This window comes from Mesorhizobium sp. M0615 (genome assembly GCF_040320805.1).
Taxonomy (GTDB): Bacteria; Pseudomonadota; Alphaproteobacteria; order Rhizobiales; family Rhizobiaceae; genus Mesorhizobium.
Window position 1 is genome coordinate 521112 of the sequence record NZ_JAMYQI010000001.1, and the last position, 18618, is coordinate 539729.

Annotated in this window: 18 protein-coding genes; 11 read left to right on the forward strand and 7 right to left on the reverse strand. The window is 64.8% G+C overall.

What is annotated here, in order from left to right; translation table 11 throughout:
• Positions 1–56 precede the first annotated feature (56 nt).
• Positions 57–530 carry a hypothetical protein gene (locus NKI46_RS02570; protein WP_352744588.1) on the forward strand — a complete coding sequence of 158 codons (474 nt, stop codon included), beginning with the start codon at positions 57–59 and terminating at the stop codon, positions 528–530.
• Between the two features lie 77 nt (positions 531–607).
• Here the strand turns inward: NKI46_RS02570 and NKI46_RS02575 are convergent, their stop codons facing one another.
• Positions 608–1792 (reverse strand): Gfo/Idh/MocA family protein, encoded by a 1185-nt coding sequence (locus NKI46_RS02575; RefSeq protein WP_352744590.1) that lies wholly within the window; start codon positions 1790–1792, stop codon positions 608–610.
• 86 nt (positions 1793–1878) lie between these two features.
• Between NKI46_RS02575 and NKI46_RS02580 the strand changes: the two genes are divergently transcribed.
• The 8 genes from NKI46_RS02580 to NKI46_RS02615 all read left to right on the forward strand — a co-directional run bounded on the left by NKI46_RS02580 (position 1879) and on the right by NKI46_RS02615 (position 11238).
• Positions 1879–2766, forward strand: coding sequence for a MurR/RpiR family transcriptional regulator (locus tag NKI46_RS02580; protein WP_352498316.1), 888 nt, complete (start codon positions 1879–1881; stop codon positions 2764–2766).
• Positions 2767–2845: 79 nt separating this feature from the next.
• Positions 2846–3628: an SDR family oxidoreductase gene (locus tag NKI46_RS02585; RefSeq protein WP_352744593.1), complete on the forward strand. Its 783-nt coding sequence runs from the start codon at positions 2846–2848 to the stop codon at positions 3626–3628.
• Positions 3625–5160, forward strand: a complete 1536-nt coding sequence (locus NKI46_RS02590; RefSeq protein WP_023737572.1) for a mannitol dehydrogenase family protein — start codon at positions 3625–3627, stop codon at positions 5158–5160. Before NKI46_RS02585 ends, NKI46_RS02590 begins: the two co-directional genes overlap by 4 nt.
• Positions 5161–5182: 22 nt before the next feature.
• Entirely contained in the window at positions 5183–6097 is a 915-nt protein-coding gene (locus tag NKI46_RS02595) for a sugar phosphate isomerase/epimerase family protein (RefSeq protein ID WP_352744596.1), read from the forward strand.
• Between the two features lie 78 nt (positions 6098–6175).
• Positions 6176–7210 (forward strand): ABC transporter substrate-binding protein, encoded by a 1035-nt coding sequence (locus NKI46_RS02600; RefSeq protein ID WP_023683115.1) that lies wholly within the window; start codon positions 6176–6178, stop codon positions 7208–7210.
• A gap of 266 nt (positions 7211–7476) precedes the next feature.
• Complete coding sequence (locus tag NKI46_RS02605; RefSeq protein WP_352744598.1) at positions 7477–9027, forward strand: sugar ABC transporter ATP-binding protein; 1551 nt, start codon at positions 7477–7479, stop codon at positions 9025–9027.
• Positions 9024–9995, forward strand: coding sequence for an ABC transporter permease (locus NKI46_RS02610; protein ID WP_023737569.1), 972 nt, complete (start codon positions 9024–9026; stop codon positions 9993–9995). Before NKI46_RS02605 ends, NKI46_RS02610 begins: the two co-directional genes overlap by 4 nt.
• 262 nt (positions 9996–10257) lie before the next feature.
• Positions 10258–11238 (forward strand): ABC transporter permease, encoded by a 981-nt coding sequence (locus NKI46_RS02615; RefSeq protein WP_023737568.1) that lies wholly within the window; start codon positions 10258–10260, stop codon positions 11236–11238.
• Positions 11239–11333: 95 nt separating this feature from the next.
• Here NKI46_RS02615 and NKI46_RS02620 read toward each other — a convergent pair whose 3' ends face one another.
• Both NKI46_RS02620 and NKI46_RS02625 read right to left on the reverse strand, forming a co-directional pair.
• Positions 11334–11774: a lipid-binding SYLF domain-containing protein gene (locus tag NKI46_RS02620; RefSeq protein WP_023737567.1), complete on the reverse strand. Its 441-nt coding sequence runs from the start codon at positions 11772–11774 to the stop codon at positions 11334–11336.
• Between the two features lie 161 nt (positions 11775–11935).
• Positions 11936–12928 carry a hypothetical protein gene (locus tag NKI46_RS02625; protein ID WP_023737566.1) on the reverse strand — a complete coding sequence of 331 codons (993 nt, stop codon included), beginning with the start codon at positions 12926–12928 and terminating at the stop codon, positions 11936–11938.
• Between the two features lie 198 nt (positions 12929–13126).
• Between NKI46_RS02625 and NKI46_RS02630 the strand changes: the two genes are divergently transcribed.
• Positions 13127–13795 carry a GNAT family N-acetyltransferase gene (locus tag NKI46_RS02630; RefSeq protein ID WP_031202403.1) on the forward strand — a complete coding sequence of 223 codons (669 nt, stop codon included), beginning with the start codon at positions 13127–13129 and terminating at the stop codon, positions 13793–13795.
• A gap of 13 nt (positions 13796–13808) precedes the next feature.
• Entirely contained in the window at positions 13809–15020 is a 1212-nt protein-coding gene (locus NKI46_RS02635) for a cytochrome P450 (RefSeq protein WP_023737565.1), read from the forward strand.
• On the opposite strand, the gene NKI46_RS02640 is transcribed toward NKI46_RS02635, so the two are convergent.
• The 4 genes from NKI46_RS02640 to NKI46_RS02655 all read right to left on the reverse strand — a co-directional run bounded on the left by NKI46_RS02640 (position 14986) and on the right by NKI46_RS02655 (position 18490).
• Positions 14986–15918, reverse strand: a complete 933-nt coding sequence (locus NKI46_RS02640; protein ID WP_352744603.1) for a glycosyltransferase family protein — start codon at positions 15916–15918, stop codon at positions 14986–14988. The genes NKI46_RS02635 and NKI46_RS02640 overlap by 35 nt on opposite strands.
• A complete protein-coding gene (locus NKI46_RS02645; RefSeq protein WP_023698639.1) occupies positions 15915–16790 on the reverse strand; it encodes an alpha-1,2-fucosyltransferase in 876 nt (291 codons plus the stop codon). The genes NKI46_RS02640 and NKI46_RS02645 overlap by 4 nt, the downstream gene beginning before the upstream one ends.
• Positions 16791–16893: 103 nt before the next feature.
• Positions 16894–17253, reverse strand: a complete 360-nt coding sequence (locus tag NKI46_RS02650; RefSeq protein ID WP_023737563.1) for a hypothetical protein — start codon at positions 17251–17253, stop codon at positions 16894–16896.
• An 88-nt stretch (positions 17254–17341) separates the two neighbouring features.
• Positions 17342–18490: an amidohydrolase gene (locus tag NKI46_RS02655; protein WP_023737562.1), complete on the reverse strand. Its 1149-nt coding sequence runs from the start codon at positions 18488–18490 to the stop codon at positions 17342–17344.
• Positions 18491–18618: the final 128 nt, after the last annotated feature.

An 18618-nucleotide genomic window follows, 5' to 3' on the forward strand; every position in this document is an offset into this window, starting at 1 on the left:
GACATTAAGGTTTTCCCGAGGGCCAAAGCGGTCCCTCATAGACCATAGGAAACAAAATGACTGACCATGACCTCGTGTGGGAACAGTACGCTCGCCTACAAAAAATCTGTATGAGCCGTACAAAAATCGACGCCCGAAGCTTCGCAATGGAAGCGGGCCTAGATCATCTTCTCGATCTTCAGGCATCCCAACTCCCGATCGTCAGCGTTCCTGATGAGGTGAGAGCTACTGTCGGTCGCGTTCGCCGTCGCGAGCATAGTCGCGCTGGTATCCTGAGGCGTGTCGAAACATCTGGCCGAGAAGAATTCAGACTGTCTATCGAGAGCAATTTTGAATCTGCACTCCAGGCAAGGGATCAGTTGCGCAGATTAACGTCGGCGCTTGCTCCAACTGATGAGGCTATTCTGATCGGCGTCGCACGCGGCGACGATGGCCCTAGAATTGCAAGAGATCTTGATATGAAGGCAGCCAACGTTCGTCAGCGCCTTGCACGAATGAGAGCGTCTTGGACTGCATTGCTTGCTGCTTGAGGCCAAGACCGTTGCCGATCGCGTTTGTTCCATCCAGGAATGGGCGCTTCGGCACCGGTGTTTCTCGATATTATCCCTCACCCAAACCTTGCCGCCGTCCAAGCCCCACCCGCTGCATTCGACTCCACCGCCGCCGCAACAAACTTCACCCCGCGCGCGCCCTCCACCACATCGGGCACCTGTGCCGCGCGCGCCGGATCAACCGACCCGCCCGAACGGTGCGCGCGAATGATGTCGGCGGCGTCGCGGTAGAAATTGGCGAAGGCCTCGATATATCCCTCCGGATGCGCCGCCGGCATGCGCGACACGCGCTGGCTCTCAGTGGTCGAGCCATGGCCGCCGCGCACCAGCGTGCGGGTCTCCTCGCCATGGATGGAGAAGCGCAGTTCTTCCGGCCGGCCGCCCGACCATTCGAGCCCGGCTTTGTCGCCATAGATGCGCACCGAGAGATCATTGTAGTGGCCGGGCGAGGTCTGGCTGGCGAGGATCGTGCCGCGCGCCCCGCCCGTCCAGTGCACCAGCACATGCGCATTGTCGTCGAGCCGGCGTCTGGGGACGGCGGTGAACAGATCGGCCGACACCGCCTCGGCCTCACAGCCGGAGATATAGCTTGCCAGGTTGAAGGCATGCACGCCGATATCGGCCAGCACCGCCGACTGCCCGGCGCGCGCCGGATCGGTGCGCCACTCCGCCTGCTTCTGGCCCTCGGCGTCGATCGGCTTGGTCAGCCAGTCCTGGATGTAGGCGCCATGCACGGACACGATGCGGCCAAGCGCGCCCGCCGCCACCATCTCGCGCGCCTGGCGGACCATGGCGTAGCCGGTGTTGTTGAGCGTGACGACGAAGCGTCGCTTTTTCTCCCGCGCCAGCGCCACCAATGCTTCTGCGTCGGCCAGCGTCGTCGACAGCGGCTTGTCGCAGATGACGTCGATGCCGGCCTCGAGAAAGGCCGTGGCGATCGGCGCGTGCAGATGGTTGGGCGTGACGATGACCACCGCCTCGATGCCGTCCGGCCGCGCCGCTTCGGCTCGTGCCATGGCGCGATAATCGGCATAGCTGCGCTCGGGCGCGATGCCGATCTCGGCGGCCGAGGCGGCGGCGTTCTCCGGGTTCGACGACAGCGCGCCGGCGACCAGTACGATCTGGTCGTCCAGGCGCATGGCCAGCCGATGCACGGCGCCGATAAAGGCATTGCGACCGCCGCCGACCATGCCGACCCTGAGCCGCTTGCCCGCCGATCCGTCCGATGTTGCGTAGACCATTTTCAAGCTCCTCCCGGCAGACCGCTTTCGAACATCATTTCCAATTTTCATATTGTAAAACGATCGTATCGCGCTAGCCTGAAATCATGAGTGGGGCAAGCAAGGCATCCGGACGGTCCAGCACCGACGAGGCGGCGACGCGCAAGCGCGGACGCTCGCTGGCCGCGCTTGGCTACATCCAGCCGCAGACCTATGAGGAGCTACGCGCGGTGCTGTCGTCGGGCACGGTGCATTTCCCCAAGCGGCTGCGCCAGGTGGCAATCTTCCTTTGGCAGCATCCGAGCGACGTCGCGCTCGGCACCATCGCGCAGGTTGCGGCACAGGCCGGCGTGCAGCCCTCGACGCTGGTGCGCTTTGCCCAGATCTTCGGCTATTCCGGCTTTTCCGATTTCCAGGGCCTGTTCAAGGAGCACATCAAGGGCTCATGGCCGGAAGGGCGCGGCGAACCGCGCACCGAGACCGAGCCAAATCTGCATTTCCTGCACGGCATGGTCGGCGCATCGCAGGCCTCGCTGGGCCGCATCGAGACCGGCTTCGACGTCGAGAGTTTCGACAAGATGGTGGCGCTGCTGGCGGCGGCCGAGCTGATCTATGTCATCGGCTCCAAGCGCGCCTTTCCCGTCACCGCCTATCTCTCGCTGACGCTCTCGCAGCAAGGCGTGCGCAACGTGCTGGTCGACAATGTCGGGTCCTCCGCACTCGACCAGATCGGCTGCATCGGCGGCCGGGATGCCGTGCTCGCTGTCTCCTTCAGCCCCTACAATTCGATCACGCCCGATCTCGTCGCGGTGGCGCATGAGCGCAAGGCGCGTATCGTCACCGTCACCGACAGCACCTTCAGCCCGCTGATCCCGCTCTCGGACAGCTGGCTGGAAGTGGTGGAATCCGACTTTGCCGGCTTCCGCTCACTGGCGGCCTCGCTCGCCGTTGGGATGGCGCTGGTCCATGGCGTGGCGGCGCGGCGCGGCGAATGAGGCGTCACTGGTCCAATTGACTATCGGGAATTGTCGTTCCATATTTCTCAAAATAGAAACTTTATTCCCGGGAGGAGGAATGGAGATCCGGCTTGACGGCAAGGTGGCTCTGGTCACCGGGTCGACGCAAGGCATTGGCCTCGCCATTGCCGAGACGCTGGCGCGTTCCGGTGCCGCCGGGCTGCTGGTCACCGGCCGAGAGAAGACGCGTGGCGAGGCTGTGGCGGCCGAGCTTTCGCAAATGGGCACGCCGACCATCTTCGTCGCCGCCGACCTTGCCGATCCTGACGCCCCCACCCTTCTGGCGCAAGCCTGCATCGAGCGCTTCGGCCGCATCGATGCGCTGGTCAACGCCGCCGGCCTGACCGATCGCGCCTCCTTCCTCGACGCCAGCCTCGACGACTGGGCGGCACTGTTTGCCGTCAACACGCGCGCGCCGTTCTTCCTGATGCAGGCGGCGATTGCCGACATGAAGCAGCGCGGACAGGGCGGCGCCATTCTCAACATCCTGTCGATCAACGCCCATTGCGGTTCGCCGGAACTCGCCGTCTATTCCGCCACCAAGGGCGCGCTGGCGACGCTGACCAGGAACGCCGCCAACGCCCACCGTTTCGATCGCATCCGCGTCAACGGCATCAATGTCGGCTGGACCGACACGCCGGCCGAACGCATCATGCAGGCGGAGACATTGGGCAACGGCCCTGGCTGGCTCGACAAGGCCAATGCCGCGCAGCCTTTCGGCCGGCTGCTGACGCCGGACGACATCGCCAGCCTCGCCGTCTTCCTGCTCTCCGATGCCGCCGGACCGATGACCGGCGCGGTCATCGACCAGGAACAGGCGGTGATCGGGGCGAACCGGTGAGCGCTTCCACCGAAACGCTTGGGCCGGCGCTGCTCGACCGCTTGCCGGCCTCGGTCCAGACACCGTCCTATGACCGTACGCTCCTCTCGCCCGGCATGGCGCATCTCGGCGTCGGCGCCTTCCACCGCTGCCATCAGGCCGAATACACCGACGATCTCATCTCGCTGCGCTTCGACCGCTGGGGCATCGTCGGCATCAACATCCGTCCGCCCAGCCTTGCCGACACGCTGGGACGGCAGGGCGGGCTGTACACAAGGCTGATCCGCGAGAACAGCCACATCGAGGCGCGCGTCATCGGCAGCATCGTCCGGGTGGTCGACAGCCAGGAGAGTGCGGCACTGGCGCTCGGCGTGCTGATCTCACCCGATATCGAGTTGGTGACGATGACAGTGACGGAAAAAGGCTATTGCCACGTCCCGTCCAGCGGCGAACTCGACCTTGGCCATCCTGATATCGTCCACGACCTCGCCAACCCCGAGAAGCCGCGCAGCGTCCCCGGCCTGTTGGTGCGGGCGCTGGAGCAGCGCAGGGCCACACATGAGCGACCCATAACGTTTCTCTCCTGTGACAACATTCCGACCAACGGTACTATCCTGAACAATGTCGTGCGGACGTTTGCCGAACGGCGGAGCAAAGGGCTGGCCCGCTGGATAGAGGCCAATGTCGCGTTCCCCGCGGCCATGGTCGACCGCATCGCGCCGGCGGTGACGCAGGATGACCTCGACAGTGTCGAACAATGGTTCGGCTACCACGATGCCGCCGTCGCTGTCGGTGAGCCGTTCCGGCAATGGGTGATCGAGGAAAAATTCGCCGGCCGCATGCCGCGCTGGGATCTGGTCGGCGCCACCTTTGTCGACGACGTCACGCCGTTTGAGCATCTCAAGATGCGGGTGCTGAATGGCGCCCAGACGGCACTCGCCACGCTCGGCGTTCTGGCTGGTCTCGAGCACACATCGGATGCCATGGCCGACCCGCTGCTGTCGGACTTCATCAGGCGCATGCTGGTCGAAGAGACTGTGCCGACGCTGATGCCGGTGCCGGGCATCCTGCCGCTTGCCTATGTCGAGCAGAGTCTTGCCCGGCTGAAGAACACCGCGATCCGCCACCGCAACCACCAGATTGCCACCGACGGTTCGCAGAAGATCGTCCAGCGCCTGCTCAACCCGATCCGCGACCGGCTGAGACAGAGCGCCAGCGTTGGCCTGCTGTCGGTGCCGGTCGCCGGCTGGATGGCCTATCTGATCCAGGCCTCGGAACGTTTCGGCAGACGCTGGCCGGTGTCGGATCCCTATGCCGGCAAGGTCGCCGCGATCGCCGATGCGACCGGTCACGATGCCAGCGCGCTGGTGTCCGCCATCCTTGCCATCGACGGGATATTCGACCCCGGCCTTGCCGCCGACGATACGTTCCGCGCGGCCGTCACATCGGCGCTGGGCGACCTGCTGTCGGACGATCCGATGGCGGCTGTCCGGCACAGTCTTGAACAAGATGAGGTCGCGAGGTTGAAGCGATCCAAACAATCGGCATTATAGTCGTCGGGGTCTAGGAGGCAGAATGAAACTAGGAGTGCTAACAGCACCTTTTGCGGAGACGCCGCTTGGCGAGGTCGCCGGCTGGGCAAGCTCGGTTGGCTTCGAGGCGCTGGAAATCGCCTGCTGGCCGAAAACCTCCGGCGCGACGCGACGCTATGCCGGCACCAGTCATATCGACGCCGCCTCCACCTCGCCTGCGCAGGCCAAGGAGATTGCCGCATCGCTGGCAGAGAAGAAACTCACGGTCTCTGGCCTCGGCTACTATCCCAACCCGTTGCATCCGGACCCTGCCCATCGCGAGGCCGTCATCGGGCATCTGAAGAAGGTCATCGTGCTGGCCGCCAATATGGGCGTGCCGGTGGTCAACACCTTCTGCGGCGGCGATGCCTCGAAGACCGTGGACGTCAACTGGCAGGACGTGCTGAAAGTCTGGCCCGAGACCGTCGCCTATGCGCGCGGCCACGGGGTAAAACTCGCCTTCGAGAACTGCCCGATGATCTTCAGTTATGACGAGTGGCCGGGCGGGCACAACATCGCCTATTCGCCCTACATCTGGCGGCGCATCCTCGAGGCCTGGGGCGGCGAGGTCGGCATGAATTTCGACCCCTCGCATCTGGTCTGGCAGATGATCGACCAGGGCCGCTTCATCAAGGAGTTCGGCCCCTACATGCTGCATGTCCACGCCAAGGATTTGATGATCGATCATGATGGTTTGTATGAGCGCGGGATTCTTTCCGCCGGGATAGGCTGGCAGGTGCCGCGCATGCCGGGATTGGGCGATGTCGACTGGAGCGGCTTCTTCTCCGGCCTCTACCGCGCCGGCTATGACGGCTCGGTCATCATCGAACATGAGGACAGGCGGTTTGAAGGCAACGACGATGCGGTGAAGCGGGGCTTCCTGCTCGCCCGCGACGTGCTGCGCCCCTTCGTCAAATGACGAGGTGAATGACTTGGTCCGATCCTGCCGAAGGGTCTGACCCTGAGACGAAAAACAACAATGTGGAGGAGTACTGACATGAAGAAAATACTGACCATGGTCCCGTTGCTTGCGGGCGCTGCCTTGCTGGCATCGATGGGCGTGTCGTCGGCCGAAGCCAAATATACGATCGGCATTTCCAACACCGTGCAGGGCAATGGCTGGCGCGAGGAAATGGTCTGCGCCATGAAGGCGCAGGCGCTGGCTTCGGGCGAAGTGACGAAGCTCAACATCGCCCACCGCAACACCGATGCCGCCGGCCAGCTCGAAGACATCCGCAATCTGATCAGCGCCAAGGTCGACGCCATCGTCGTCAACCCCGCTGATCCCGCGGGCATCAAGGCGGGCCTGGAAGAAGCCACCAAGGCCGGCATCGTCGTCGTTGCCGTCGACCAGGCGGTGACCGAACCGTCGGCCTACATCATCTCCAACAACCAGGAACAGTATGCCTATCTCGGCGCCAAATGGCTGTTCCAGCAGATGGGCGGCAAGGGCGAAGTGTTCTACATGCGCGGCGCCGCCGGCGCCTCGGCCGATAGCGATCGCGACAAAGGCTTCAAGAAGGCGCTGGCCGAAAACCCCGGCGTGAAGGTGGCGCAGGAAGTCTTCACCGGCTGGCAGCAGGATCAGGCCAAGCAGCAGATGCTGTCGTTCCTGGCCACCGGCACGCCGTTCAACGGCGTGTGGACGTCGGGCATCGACAACGTCATCGTCGACGCGCTGGTCGAATCGCAGGCGCCGCTGGTGCCGGTGGTCGGCGCCGACAATGCCGGCTTCGTCGGCCAGCTGAGCTCGGTGAAAGGTCTCGTCGGTGCAGCCGTCACCAACCCCGGCTCGATCGGCGGCGCGGGCGTGACGCTGGCGCTGCAGATCCTCGACGGCAAGAAGCCGGCGCAGCAGACCGTGCTGGTCGACCCGCAGCTGTGGGACAACGCCACCGACGAAGGCAAGGCCAAGCTGAAGGCAGCCGCCGACCCGTCGCTCAGCCCGGAATGGCCGGTCTCGATCTCGATCCCGGAGTGGACGACCTACACGAAGGACCAGATCGTGGCCTGCAAGGGGCCGGGGGAGTAAGCCTGGTTTGAATGAACTGGCGAGGACGGCGAACGGCCGTCCTCGTCACACAGACTAGCGCTCTACGGCGCCCCCTCTGTCCTGCCGGACATCTCCCCCACAGGTGGGGAGATTGGCTGTCATCTCGGCTTTCGCAAATTTTCTACGTCGCAAGACGAGGGGCGGCGCCGGAACTGCCAATCTCCCCCCAAGTGGGGGAGATGTCCGGCAGGACAGAGGGGGGCGCCGTAGAGTGCCAGCAAGAGAATTTCTGAGCGGACATCGATTTGACCACCAGCCCCCTCCTCGACGCCACCGGCGTCGCCAAGAACTACGGCGCGGTTGCAGCGCTTCGCAACGCGTCGCTCTCCGTGCTGCCTGGCGAGGTCCACGCGCTGATGGGCGCCAACGGCGCCGGCAAGTCGACGCTGGTGAAGATCCTGACCGGCGCCATTCCGGCGAACTCCGGCCGCATCCTGATCCGTGGCGAAGCGCGCGACATTCGCTCGCCCGCCGCCGCGCGCCGCGCCGGGCTGCTGCCGGTCTACCAGGAGCCGTCGCTAATCCCCGATCTCGACGTTCTCTCCAATCTCAGGCTCACCGGCACGCCGGTCGAGCCGTTCCGCGCCTGGGTGCGCGAGCTCGGCATCACCGACCTCGATCTGCGCGACACCGCGCGCGACATTCCGCTGGCCGTGCTGCGCGTGCTCGACCTGGCGCGGGCGCTCGCCGTCGAGCCGGACGTGCTGCTGCTCGACGAGATGACGGCGGCCCTGCCCGCCAACCTTGCCGAAAAGGTGCTGGAAGTGGTGCGCCGCCAAGGCGATTCGGGCCGCGCCGTGATCTTCATCTCGCACCGCTTCGTCGAAATCTCGGCGCTGTGCGACCGCGCCACCGTGCTGCGGGACGGCGAGACCGTCGGCATCGTCGACATCGTGCCGGGCGTGGAAGAAAAGATCGTCGAGCTGATGCTCGGCACCCGCATCGTCAAAACCCATGTCGCGGCCCGCAGCGCTGCCGAGAAGGCCGCGCCCGCGACCACCCGGCCGCGCATTTCGGTGCGAAACCTGCGCGTCGGCGCCAAGCTCAGCGATGTCTCCTTCGATCTCGCCGACGGCGAAGTCGCCGGCGTCGTCGCGCTCGAAGGCCAGGGCCAGGACGAGTTGTTCGCCGCCCTTGCCGGCTCGATCCGGCCCTCCGGCGGCACGATCGAAGTCGATGGCCAGCCGGTGAAATTCTCGCATCCGATCGACGCCATCCGCGCCGGCATTGCCTATGTGCCGGGCGACCGCTCGGAAGCGCTCGCCATGCAGCGCTCGGTGCGCGAAAACATCGCGCTGCCTTTCAGCGCTGCCTTGCGCAACTGGGGTCCGATCAACATGCGCCGCGAACGCGCGACCGTGCTCAGCGCGATCGAGCGGCTGCAGATCGACACCCGCGCGCAAGGCGAGGTGCAGCGCCTGTCCGGCGGCAACCAGCAGAAGGTGACCATCGCCCGCTGGATCGCGGCGGATGCCCGCACCATCCTGTGCTTCGACCCGACGCGCGGCATCGATGTCGGCACCAAGCAGGAGATCTACAAGCTGCTGCGCGAACTCGCCGGCAACGGCAAGTCGGTGCTGTTCTACACCTCGGAGCTGGAGGAGGTGCAGCGCGTCTGCGACCGCGTCATCGTCATCTTCGGCGGCCGCATGGTCGACATTTTTCCGGTCGAGGAGGCCGACGAGCCGGCGCTGATGCGCGCCGCCTACGGCCTGCCGCGCGGCGCCAAGGCCGATATCGGCATATTGGCTGATCCGACCGCGAACACTTCGGCTTCGCCGGAGGCCGCGCCATGAGCCATTTCCTGCGCCGCCAAGCCTGGGTCGTCGGCCTGTTCGCCCTGCTCATCGTCCTGTTCATCGCCACCAGGATCATCCAGCCGGCCTATGGCAGCAATGATTTCGGCTCGCTCGCCCGAGCCGTTCTGCCCTATGCCTTCGCAGTCGCCGCGCAGACCGTCGTCGTCATCGCCGGCGGCATTGACCTGTCGGTCGCCGCCATGATGGCGCTGACCAGCGTCACCGCGGCGTCGATGATGAATGGCGCGAGCGAGGAATACGCGCTGTTCGTGGTGCCCTTCGTGCTGGCCATGGGTTTCGTGCTCGGCGCACTCAACGGCCTGCTCATCGTCGTCACCCGCGTGCCCGACATTGTCGTGACGCTGGCCATGCTGTTCGTGCTGCAGGGTGCAGCCCTGCTGGTACTCGACGCGCCGGGCGGCGGCATCGCCGAATGGCTGAAGGCGCTGATCTCTGGCACCGTACCGATCCCCGGCCTGCCCGACGCCATAGACGCCTGGCTGCCCAAGGCGCTGCTGGTGCTGATCGTGTGCCTCTGCGTCATCTGGATACCACTGAGGCGCTCGCGCCTCGGCCTCTCCATCTACTCCATCGGCTCTAGCGAACTGGCGGCGTTCCGCTCCGGCGTGCCGGTCAAGCGCACTCGCATCATCGCCTATGCGCTGTCCGGCCTGTTCGCCGCCTTTGGCGGCCTGGCGCTGACCATGAGCACCGGCATCGGCGCCCCCATCCCCGGCCCCTATCTGCTCGCCAGCGTCGCCGCCGTGGTGCTGGGCGGCGTCGCGCTCGGCGGCGGCAAGGGCGGCCTGCTCGGCCCGATCGTCGCCGTCTTCGTGTTGCGCCTGGTGCGCACGGATTTGACGCTGCTTGCCATCGACCCGAATGTCACCGCCATCATCGAGGGGCTGATCATGGTGGCGGTGGTGATGTTCGGCGCGTTTATCACGATGCGGGGGCGGCAATGATGGGAGGGCTGTCGCAGAGAGACGTCGGCGTTCCTTCGCGCCCCCCTCTGTCCTGCCGGACATCTCCCCCACAAGGGGGGAGATTGGATGTCGCGACGACCTTCGCCAATCTCCAACCTTGCAAGAATGAGCGAGGCGCTGAAGCTGCCAATCTCCCCACAAGTGGGGGAGATGGCCGGCAGGCCAGAGGGGGGCGCCGTAGAGCACTGTCCTCGCCAACTTGCCGCACCTTGCAAACCTCATCGCGAGCAAGAGCCGCCCCATGAGCACCACCGCCATCACCCCGGTCCCCTTCGCCCGCCGCATAAAGCGCTTCATGGCCGATCGCCCGCTCATCCCGCTGATCGTCCTGCTCGCCATCCTGGTTATAATCCTGCAGATCCTGCGCCCCGGCATCGTCAACGAGCGCTGGATCGCCAACACTATTAAATTCGCCATACCGCTGGCGATCCTGGCGGGATGCCAGACCATGACCATGCTGACCGGCGGCATCGACCTGTCGGTCGGCACGGTGGCGACGATGAGCGCCTTCATCATGGCCACGCAAGTGGTCAACCAGGACCCGGCGGTGGCGTTCCTCCTGGCGATGATGCCGGCGGTGCTGATCGGCCTCGTCAATGGCATTGGCGTCGGCGTCTTCCGCGTCCACCCGCTGATCATGACGCTGGGCACCAGCCTGATCGGCACCGGCTGCCTGCAGGTCTACCAGCGCACGGTGATCGCGTCGGGCGCAAAAATCCCCGACTTCCTGGCTTGGCTCGGCACCGGCGTGACATGGGGCTTCCCCAACGCGCTGCTGCTGTTCGTGCCGCTCGCCGCCCTCATCGTCTTCACGCTCGCCCGCACCGGCTTCGGCCGCCTGCTCTACGCCGTCGGCGACAATGAGCGCGCGACCCGCCTGTCGGGCGTGCAATACTGGCAGGTCATCACCGCGCTCTACGTCACCTCCAGCGTGCTCGCCGGCATCACCGGCCTGCTCTATATCGGCCTGATCAAGGCCCCCTCGCTGTCGCTCGCCGAACCGCTGGTGCTGCCCTCGGTCGCCGCCGCCGTCATCGGCGGCACCTCTATCTTCGGCGGCCGCGGCGGCTACACCGGCAGCATCATCGGCGCCCTGATCCTGACCGTGCTGACAACACTGCTGACCATCCTGCAGATGCCGGAGGGGGCACGGCGGATCTTGTTCGGGCTGATCGTGCTGTTCGTGACGGCGGCGTATCTGCGGATTGTGGAGGAGAGGTAGGGGGCCGAGGCCAGCGCCAGCCGAGACGGAGTGGGGACCGCCCTACGCGATTGCCATCATCCTGGACGACCTTGCCCACCCAGACGCAACGCCCCTTACTTCAACGAAATCGCCAACCCGCTCAAATCCGCATTCACCTGCAGCCCCACCTGCCGGCCCGTAAGCTCGAGCGTGGCGCCCTTGTCATTGGTCATGACGATCACCTGCGCCCCCTTGCCGAGCGCGCCGCCACCGCCGGCCGCGCCATAAACCCCGGTCGCATCCCGCACCCTGCGGATGTGCCGCACGGTGCCCTTGAAGTAGGTCTTGGAAACGCCGAAAGCGAAGCCGCCCGACACGCCGCCGATCGTGATGGGATAGGAGCGGCCGTGGAAGGTCAGCGTCCCCTCGCCGCCGGAACCGCCGACGAAGAAGGCCGCCTTGTAGACGGCAAAGCGGATCGTGCCGCTATCGGCATGCGCGGCGCTGGCAGCGCTGACAGCAACGGTGGCTATTGCCGCAACCGCGAGCGAACGAAAGCTGGATGAGATGGTCATGATGGGGAGCTCCTCAAGTGCGCCGCTTGCCCAACCGGCAGGCGGCGTCGGCGTCGTAACCAACTTGAACAATCTAGCCCGTGATTTGGTTCCAGGCAGGCTGTGACAAGATCCGACGAAACGTGACGTGGTGTACTTTCGGGTTGCGGAGGAGGCGGCGGCTATTTCCTCTTCCTGAGCACTTTTCGCAGCGTTAACTTCAACCGCCTCATCTGGTAATGGCGCCGCAACTTGGCCAGCGCCGACCGGTGGGCGGTGTCGATTGCAGCCAGCGAGTCCGCCTCGGCTGCCTGCGGCAGCGCGAGCAGCGCGTCGGCCTGAAGATCGGCAAAGGGCTTGGGGTCATAGATGGCGAACGGCGTCGGCGGGTCGCTGAGCACGGTGGGGTTGCTGTTGATCTCGAACACTACAAGCCTGCCGTCCACGAAAGTGTAGTCGATGCGGCCATACTGCATGCGGGCTTTTTCGAAGACCTGCATGACCGCATTGGCGTCAGGATTCGTATCGACATAGGTCCTGATTTCTTCGATATGCGCCTGCAGCAATTGCTCGGGCGAATTCTTGACGAACCACGATTTCGACATGGCGCAATGCTGGCCGTAGATCGTATCGCCGACCCGAAACGCCGCGTACTTCCTGAAATAACCGTCCATTCCGGGGGTGCCGATCATCTCCACCACCATCGGCCGCACCAGATCGCTACCGTCCAGCCGGGCGATCGCGGCGTCCAGCGCCGGCCGGTCGTGCAGCAGCGGCGGCTCCCTGTAGAGTGCGCCCGTCTCGTCGCGGATGAAAACGGGATAGCGTATCGCCTCTTCCAGCTCGTCCGGCCTGAACACACGAAAAGCGTTGCTGCCGTCGGCATGAAGCAGGCGCAGCAGGTCGAAGCGCTGCAGGCTGGCGGTCGGGTGATTGAGCTGCGTCAGGCCGGTGTTGTCAGCCAGTTCGGCGCTGATGCCGGCCGCGCGGCTCAATTCGTCCGATGTCAGCCGGTCCATGTCGGACCAGATGACCACCCCGGCGCGAACGCCGCGCAGCAGCCCGGCATCCTCGTAGCGCACCAGCCGGAACCACGCCTCCAGGTCAGTCCGGTGATACAGAAGCACCACCGCCTGCGTGTAGGCGTGCTCCCGGTGCGCGACGTAAAATATCATGCGTTTCCGTTGTCCGTATGTAATTGCAAAGGGGAACCATGATAATTAGACAGGCTTGTGAAAGCCGTGAAATGGTTCTCGATCCGGCATGCGTCAAACAGGAGATAGAACAGGTTGACGTTTCCGTGAAGCTGCAAACCGCATTGGCAAGAAACTGCCATGCGCCATCAACGCGTTAGAAGTCGAGGCAGCCGACACATGAATTTAGACGATGTTGCGATACCCATCCGCCGGTTAGACCTGGAAGACATCCCTTTGCTGATGGAGCTTGAGGCTGCCGCCTGGGCCGCACCGCTGCAGGCGAGCGAAACGACCATCCGCCACCGGCTGGCACTCGGACACACCATGTTCGGCGCGATCGATGGCGATCTGCTTGCTGGCACCATCTGCTTTACCGAGACCAGCCAGGATCCGCTGGTGCGCGCCGATTTCCCCAGGAATTTTGATGCCTATGCATCGCTGCCGCGCAGCGAGCCGGTTTACGCACTTTACGCCTACAATCTCTGCGTCCGGCCGAGCCATCGCGGCTCCAACACGGCGGTGCGGCTCTTGAAGGAGATGGAGAGCCACGGCCGCCGCCTGGGCGCCAGCTGGCTGATCGGCGATGGCCGCTGCTCGTCCTATGCCGGCTCCTCGGGCGAAGAGTATGATCATGTCAAGGCCGATGCGCGGTTCCGCGCCACCATCGACCGCTGGAACCAGACCGGCACAAGACCGCCGCTGGAAGAGATCATCCGCGATCCGCTGCTGCGCATGCACTACCGCGTCTACGGATGCGAGTTCCTCTACGTCATGCCGGACTTCTTCCCGCAGGACGCCACGTCAGGCGGCTTCAGGGTCATTTCAGCCAAGAATCTCAAGGCATGAGATTCGAGCCGTCATGACAGCTCCGCATTTCGATCCGTTCGCGCTCGGCGACGACCCGTTTCCGCATTTCGCCCGCATGCGCGCCGCCGGCGGCATTGCGCGCGGCGTCGCGCCCTATCCCGAGCTGGCCGACGCGCATTATGTGTTCAGCCATGAGCTGGTGTCGGGCGCGCTGAAGCATCCCGCTCTTCTTCAGGCGCCGCCGGGTACATATGAAGAGGTCCGCCGCAAGCTCGTCGACCATGCGCCCATGGCTCTGCTCAGCCGCTCGGTGCTGCTCGCCGATCCGCCTCAGCATGGCGCCTTGCGCCGGCCGGTCGCTGGCTTTTTCTCACGGCCGGCCATCGAAGCTCTGACGCAAGGTCTTCGCGCGCTGAGCCACGAGCTGGTCGAGCGTGCGCTGGCGGATGGCCGCGTCGACGCCGTCGCCGGGCTCGCCGTGCCGGTGTCCTTCTGGCTGCTGCAGGAAATCCTCGGCATCGAGATCGAGGACCCTTGGGCGTTGAAATCGGTGACCCGCCGCATGGCCAGCGCATTCGACCTGCGAAGAGCGCAGCCGCCGGCAGCAAGCGCCGAGGCCTATCGCGAATGCCAGGCTTTTGTCGAGGAGCGGCTGGCTCGACAGGCCTACCGGCCGGACGGAATGGTTGCCGGCATGGTGCGGGAGGTTGCGCAAGGCCGCTGGTCGCGCGGGGACATGGTGGCCAACATCGTCTTCATGCTGTTTGCCGGACAGGAGACTGTCGTCGACGCTCTCGGCAACGCAATTGTTGCGCTGGATCGCTTTCCCGAACAGCGCGCGCTGCTCGAGCGCGGCGCTGTCGACTGGAGCAGCGCGGCGGCCGAACTGCTGCGCTATGGCGCCTCGGTGCAATACGCCGTCGCCCGCATCGCGGCGCAGGACATCGACCTCGGCGACGTCAGGATTGCGGCTGGCGAAGCGGTCGTGCCGGTGCTCGGCAGCGGCAATCGCGACGATGCCGTCTTCGCCGATGGCGACCGGCTGGACCTCACGCGCCCGCCAGCCATGTCGATGACCTTCGGCACCGGCCTGCATGTCTGCCTCGGGCAACATGTCGCCCGTATCGAGATCGCGGCGATGATAGAAGCCCTGTTCACCCGTGCGCCCGGATGGCGGCTCGATGCCGCAAATGCCGAGCGCCGCGCCACGATGTCGTTTCACGGCATGGCTACCGCGCCGCTGATCCTCGACCCCGCTGCGTGAAAAGCGGCCGCGTCTGGGCGATGACCGCCGGGTCGAGCGACCTGACGATTTCCGAAACCTTTGCCCGCAAGGCGCCCACCGTCGCATCGTCGAGCGGATCGAGAATATCGTTCTGATCTCTCGATACCCGGTACTCGTCCAGCGACGGCGCCTCGCTCGACGGCGTGAAGCCGCCGCCGCGGGCATGCTTGTCGGCCAGTTCCTGCCTCGATTTCACGGCATAGTGGCGGATCCAGCCGATCTTCCATTCCATCGGCATGGCCGCCGGGTGCTTGTCGAGCGTCATGCCGTAGACCAGCGTCCTGCGCAGCGAGATGCGGAAACCGTGCGGGTGCGGCATGAACTGCCCGGGATCCCGCAGCGCCTTGCGCAGCACCGAGGACACGCGGGCAAACGACTTCTTCCAGCGCGCGGTCGGGGCGTCATGCGTGCCGCGCCTTTGAAACCGCACCGTCACCAGTTCGTCGTCATAGGCCTCTTTGCCGTCGCTGCCGAAATTCACCCAGCGAAAGGCGACGCTGCGCACGCCCGGGCGGCTCAAAAGCGAGCGGACCAGTTCCGCTCCGCTCCAGGGCGGCCCGTCGAGCGGCTCGAGGAACTCGTCGGCGTCCATGAAGCCCAGATAGCGATAGCCGTGGAGCAATGCCTGCCAGTAAAGATAGGAATAGGCCCGCCGCTGCGGCAGCACCGTGTCGTGCCGCCAGTCGACGAGCCGGATCCAGCCGGCATCGCGCAACGCCTGGAGCACCGCCGACTGCGGGCCGGCGCTGCAGTTGTCGGCGATCATCAGGTCGAAGCCATGCAGCTTGTGCCAGGCGACCCACTCGATCACATAGGGCTGCTCCAGCTTCATGATCGCGCAGATCACCGGCCTGTTGACGGAAAACGGAATTCTCATCGCAACGCTTTCCCCGCGCCACCCGCTGCTGCTTGAGGCTCGACCTGCCGGAACGGGATCGCATCGCCATAAAATGCCGCAAGCTGCTCCGAAGAGCCCGTCCAGTCGCCCATGTCGAACTGGTGGAACCGATAGCGTGGGTCGTCAAGGGGCAGCAGGTCGATATCCGGCCTGATGCACCGGTCGAATATGCCGGCCACCGGCAGATGGATCGTCCGCGCCGAAGACAACCAACCGGCCAGCCAGGAGAAGCTGCTCACCCCCGTGACGAGATGGCTCGCCCGGCGCAGCGTCTCGAAATCGGTCAATGGCGACGCCTTCGGCGCGAAGACAGCATCGGGAAAACGCTGACGCAGGCGCCGGCAATAATCGTTGTCCTCATGGGTCTGGCCGACGAAGACCGGCTTGCGGCCGCTATCCTTGATGAGCGTCTCGAAGAAGCCGAATGGCATCGGGCAATAGTTGCGGTGGAAGCCGTCGAGGATGTCGCCGGCCCGCACATGGATGACGAGGAAATCGTCGCCATGGGTCGGCGCGGCGACGGCACGCCCGTCGAAAAGCCCGGAGACCTCGTCCCGGTCATAATAACCCAGCCGCTGCGCAAAGCCCTTGAAGCGGATGCTCCGCGCCCGCCTGTCGCGGAACGCGGCTATGATCCCGTCGAGGTCGTAGCGGTGATAGCCGTCGACCCGAAGCAGCCGGTATTTCCACAACAAAGGCGGCCGCACCCTGGCAATGGACCATTCCGGCAGGTCGGCGTCGCAGACATAGCCACCGGGGATACGCTTCGCCAGCACATGGCAAAACATGTACTGGAACATCTTGTTCGCCATGCCGCCAAACGGCTGCATCACGATGGGCACTTGCCGCATTGGACCCCTTTCGCCAAAGACGGTCATTGTTACCCGAGCTGCGCGGGCCGGTCGACTGGCCTCTGGCCAAGGGCGCATCATGATCGCCGCCGTCAAGCCACCCTCAGGGATAATGCGTCGGCTTTGGCGCGTAGATCTTTGGATCGAAGTCCAGATCCCTCGGCAAGGGCAGGCTTGAGCACTGCAAATGCACCTCGCGTGCGAGCAGCCGGCGCCGCTTCTGCTCATGCTCCTTGATGGCCGCAACGAGCCCCATGCTGTAAGGCCCAAGCACGACGCCGGCGGCCCATCCTGGATGCTCCTTCTCGCGTTGGTCGTAATTCAAGGCATCCGTGCGGGCCTGCTGGCATTCCGGCGTTGCCCATTTCGGGTCTTGGGTCGAGAGCGAGGCTCCATACTGGACCGGAGACGATACGCACCCTGCCACTGTCGCAGTCAACGCGACGACCGTTGCAATTCTCATCCGCAAGCCCCTCCTAATGTAGGACGCGACTACAAGACGATTCCAGCGGGAAAAAGGCAGCTTCAGGATGCGGATTTTGCAGGGCCGCTCACCCCAGCAGGTTGCGCGCCGTGCGCATGAAGATTTTCGAACCGATCGGGATCAGATCGTCGGGAAAATCATAATCGGGGTTGTGCAGCGAAGGATGGCGCTCGCCGGCGCCGAGAAAGAACATGGCTGAGCTCGCCTTGTGGCCGAAAATGCCGAAATCTTCCGAGGCGCGCATCGGCAGGGCCTCTTCGCTGCGCGCGACACCTTCCTCGTCGAGCGCGCGGTTGAGATGTTCCACCGCGTCCGGCGCATTGACGCTGGCGACGAAGATTTCGTGATAGTCGCAGCGCACGGAAAGGTGGTGCTCGCCCGCGATCCTGGCGGCCAGGGCTTCCGCAGCTGCGACCAACTCCGCCATGCGCTCGTCGCGCCTTGTGCGCAGCGTCGCCCAAACTTCGGCGTAGCCGGGCGCAATGCCGAACACGGCCTCGCCCATGGTCGCATGGGTGACGGTCACCATGCTGAAATCGTCATCGGCGAAAGTGCCGCGCCCGAGTGCCGGAAGCGCCGGCATCAGCTGGCTGATCGCCGGCATCGGCGACACGCCGGTTTCGGGCATGGAGGAATGCGCGGTCTTGCCCTCCAGCACGATGCGGATGCCGCGCGAGGCGCAGTTGACGACGCCGGGCTTGAGCCGCACCTCGCCGAACGGCACGCCCGGCAGATTGTGCAGCGAGAAGGCAAAATCCGGCGCGATCTCGCCAAAGCGTGGATCGGCGACGACGCCGGCCGCACCATTGCCGGTCTCCTCCGCCGGCTGGAACATCAAGACGACGCGGCCGCGCGCCGGCCGTTCTCGTCCGAGCTGGCGGCCGAGTGCGGCCAGGATCGCGGTGTGGCCGTCATGGCCGCACATATGCGATTTTCCCGGCACCTGCGAGGCATGCTCGACGCCCGAAAGCTCCTCGATCGGCAGCGCATCGATCTCCGAGCGGAACAGCACCGTCGGCCCCGCCTGGCCGCTGTCATAGACCGCCGCCACGCCATGACCGCCAAGGCCGGTCAGCACCTTGTCCGGCCCTGTATCGGCGAGGAAGCCGACGACTTCCTTGGCGGTCTTTTCCTCTTCGTTGGAGATTTCCGGCTGCTGGTGCAGCTTGCGGCGCCATGCCGTCAGCTCGATGATATCGCGATTGGTGAGGGTCATGGTTGGGCTCCGCTTTGGTGCTGCAGGTTACACAAACACGATAGGGTTTTTCTCACGCCGTGCCATACTGATCAATTCCGCTGGTCCATCTGCCTGTCTTGTGTGAGCGTAGATGACGACATCCCATG

What these genes read in the sequence shown, in the direction of transcription:
- NKI46_RS02570 (WP_352744588.1), top strand. Translation starts at nt 57, where the DNA reads ATGACTGACCATGACCTCGTGTGGGAACAGTACGCTCGCCTACAAAAA.
- NKI46_RS02575 (WP_352744590.1), bottom strand. Translation starts at nt 1,792, where the DNA reads ATGGTCTACGCAACATCGGACGGATCGGCGGGCAAGCGGCTCAGGGTC.
- NKI46_RS02580 (WP_352498316.1), top strand. Translation starts at nt 1,879, where the DNA reads ATGAGTGGGGCAAGCAAGGCATCCGGACGGTCCAGCACCGACGAGGCG.
- NKI46_RS02585 (WP_352744593.1), top strand. Translation starts at nt 2,846, where the DNA reads ATGGAGATCCGGCTTGACGGCAAGGTGGCTCTGGTCACCGGGTCGACG.
- NKI46_RS02595 (WP_352744596.1), top strand. Translation starts at nt 5,183, where the DNA reads ATGAAACTAGGAGTGCTAACAGCACCTTTTGCGGAGACGCCGCTTGGC.
- NKI46_RS02600 (WP_023683115.1), top strand. Translation starts at nt 6,176, where the DNA reads ATGAAGAAAATACTGACCATGGTCCCGTTGCTTGCGGGCGCTGCCTTG.
- NKI46_RS02610 (WP_023737569.1), top strand. Translation starts at nt 9,024, where the DNA reads ATGAGCCATTTCCTGCGCCGCCAAGCCTGGGTCGTCGGCCTGTTCGCC.
- NKI46_RS02615 (WP_023737568.1), top strand. Translation starts at nt 10,258, where the DNA reads ATGAGCACCACCGCCATCACCCCGGTCCCCTTCGCCCGCCGCATAAAG.
- NKI46_RS02620 (WP_023737567.1), bottom strand. Translation starts at nt 11,774, where the DNA reads ATGACCATCTCATCCAGCTTTCGTTCGCTCGCGGTTGCGGCAATAGCC.
- NKI46_RS02625 (WP_023737566.1), bottom strand. Translation starts at nt 12,928, where the DNA reads ATGATATTTTACGTCGCGCACCGGGAGCACGCCTACACGCAGGCGGTG.
- NKI46_RS02630 (WP_031202403.1), top strand. Translation starts at nt 13,127, where the DNA reads ATGAATTTAGACGATGTTGCGATACCCATCCGCCGGTTAGACCTGGAA.
- NKI46_RS02635 (WP_023737565.1), top strand. Translation starts at nt 13,809, where the DNA reads ATGACAGCTCCGCATTTCGATCCGTTCGCGCTCGGCGACGACCCGTTT.
- NKI46_RS02640 (WP_352744603.1), bottom strand. Translation starts at nt 15,918, where the DNA reads ATGAGAATTCCGTTTTCCGTCAACAGGCCGGTGATCTGCGCGATCATG.
- NKI46_RS02645 (WP_023698639.1), bottom strand. Translation starts at nt 16,790, where the DNA reads ATGCGGCAAGTGCCCATCGTGATGCAGCCGTTTGGCGGCATGGCGAAC.
- NKI46_RS02650 (WP_023737563.1), bottom strand. Translation starts at nt 17,253, where the DNA reads ATGAGAATTGCAACGGTCGTCGCGTTGACTGCGACAGTGGCAGGGTGC.
- NKI46_RS02655 (WP_023737562.1), bottom strand. Translation starts at nt 18,490, where the DNA reads ATGACCCTCACCAATCGCGATATCATCGAGCTGACGGCATGGCGCCGC.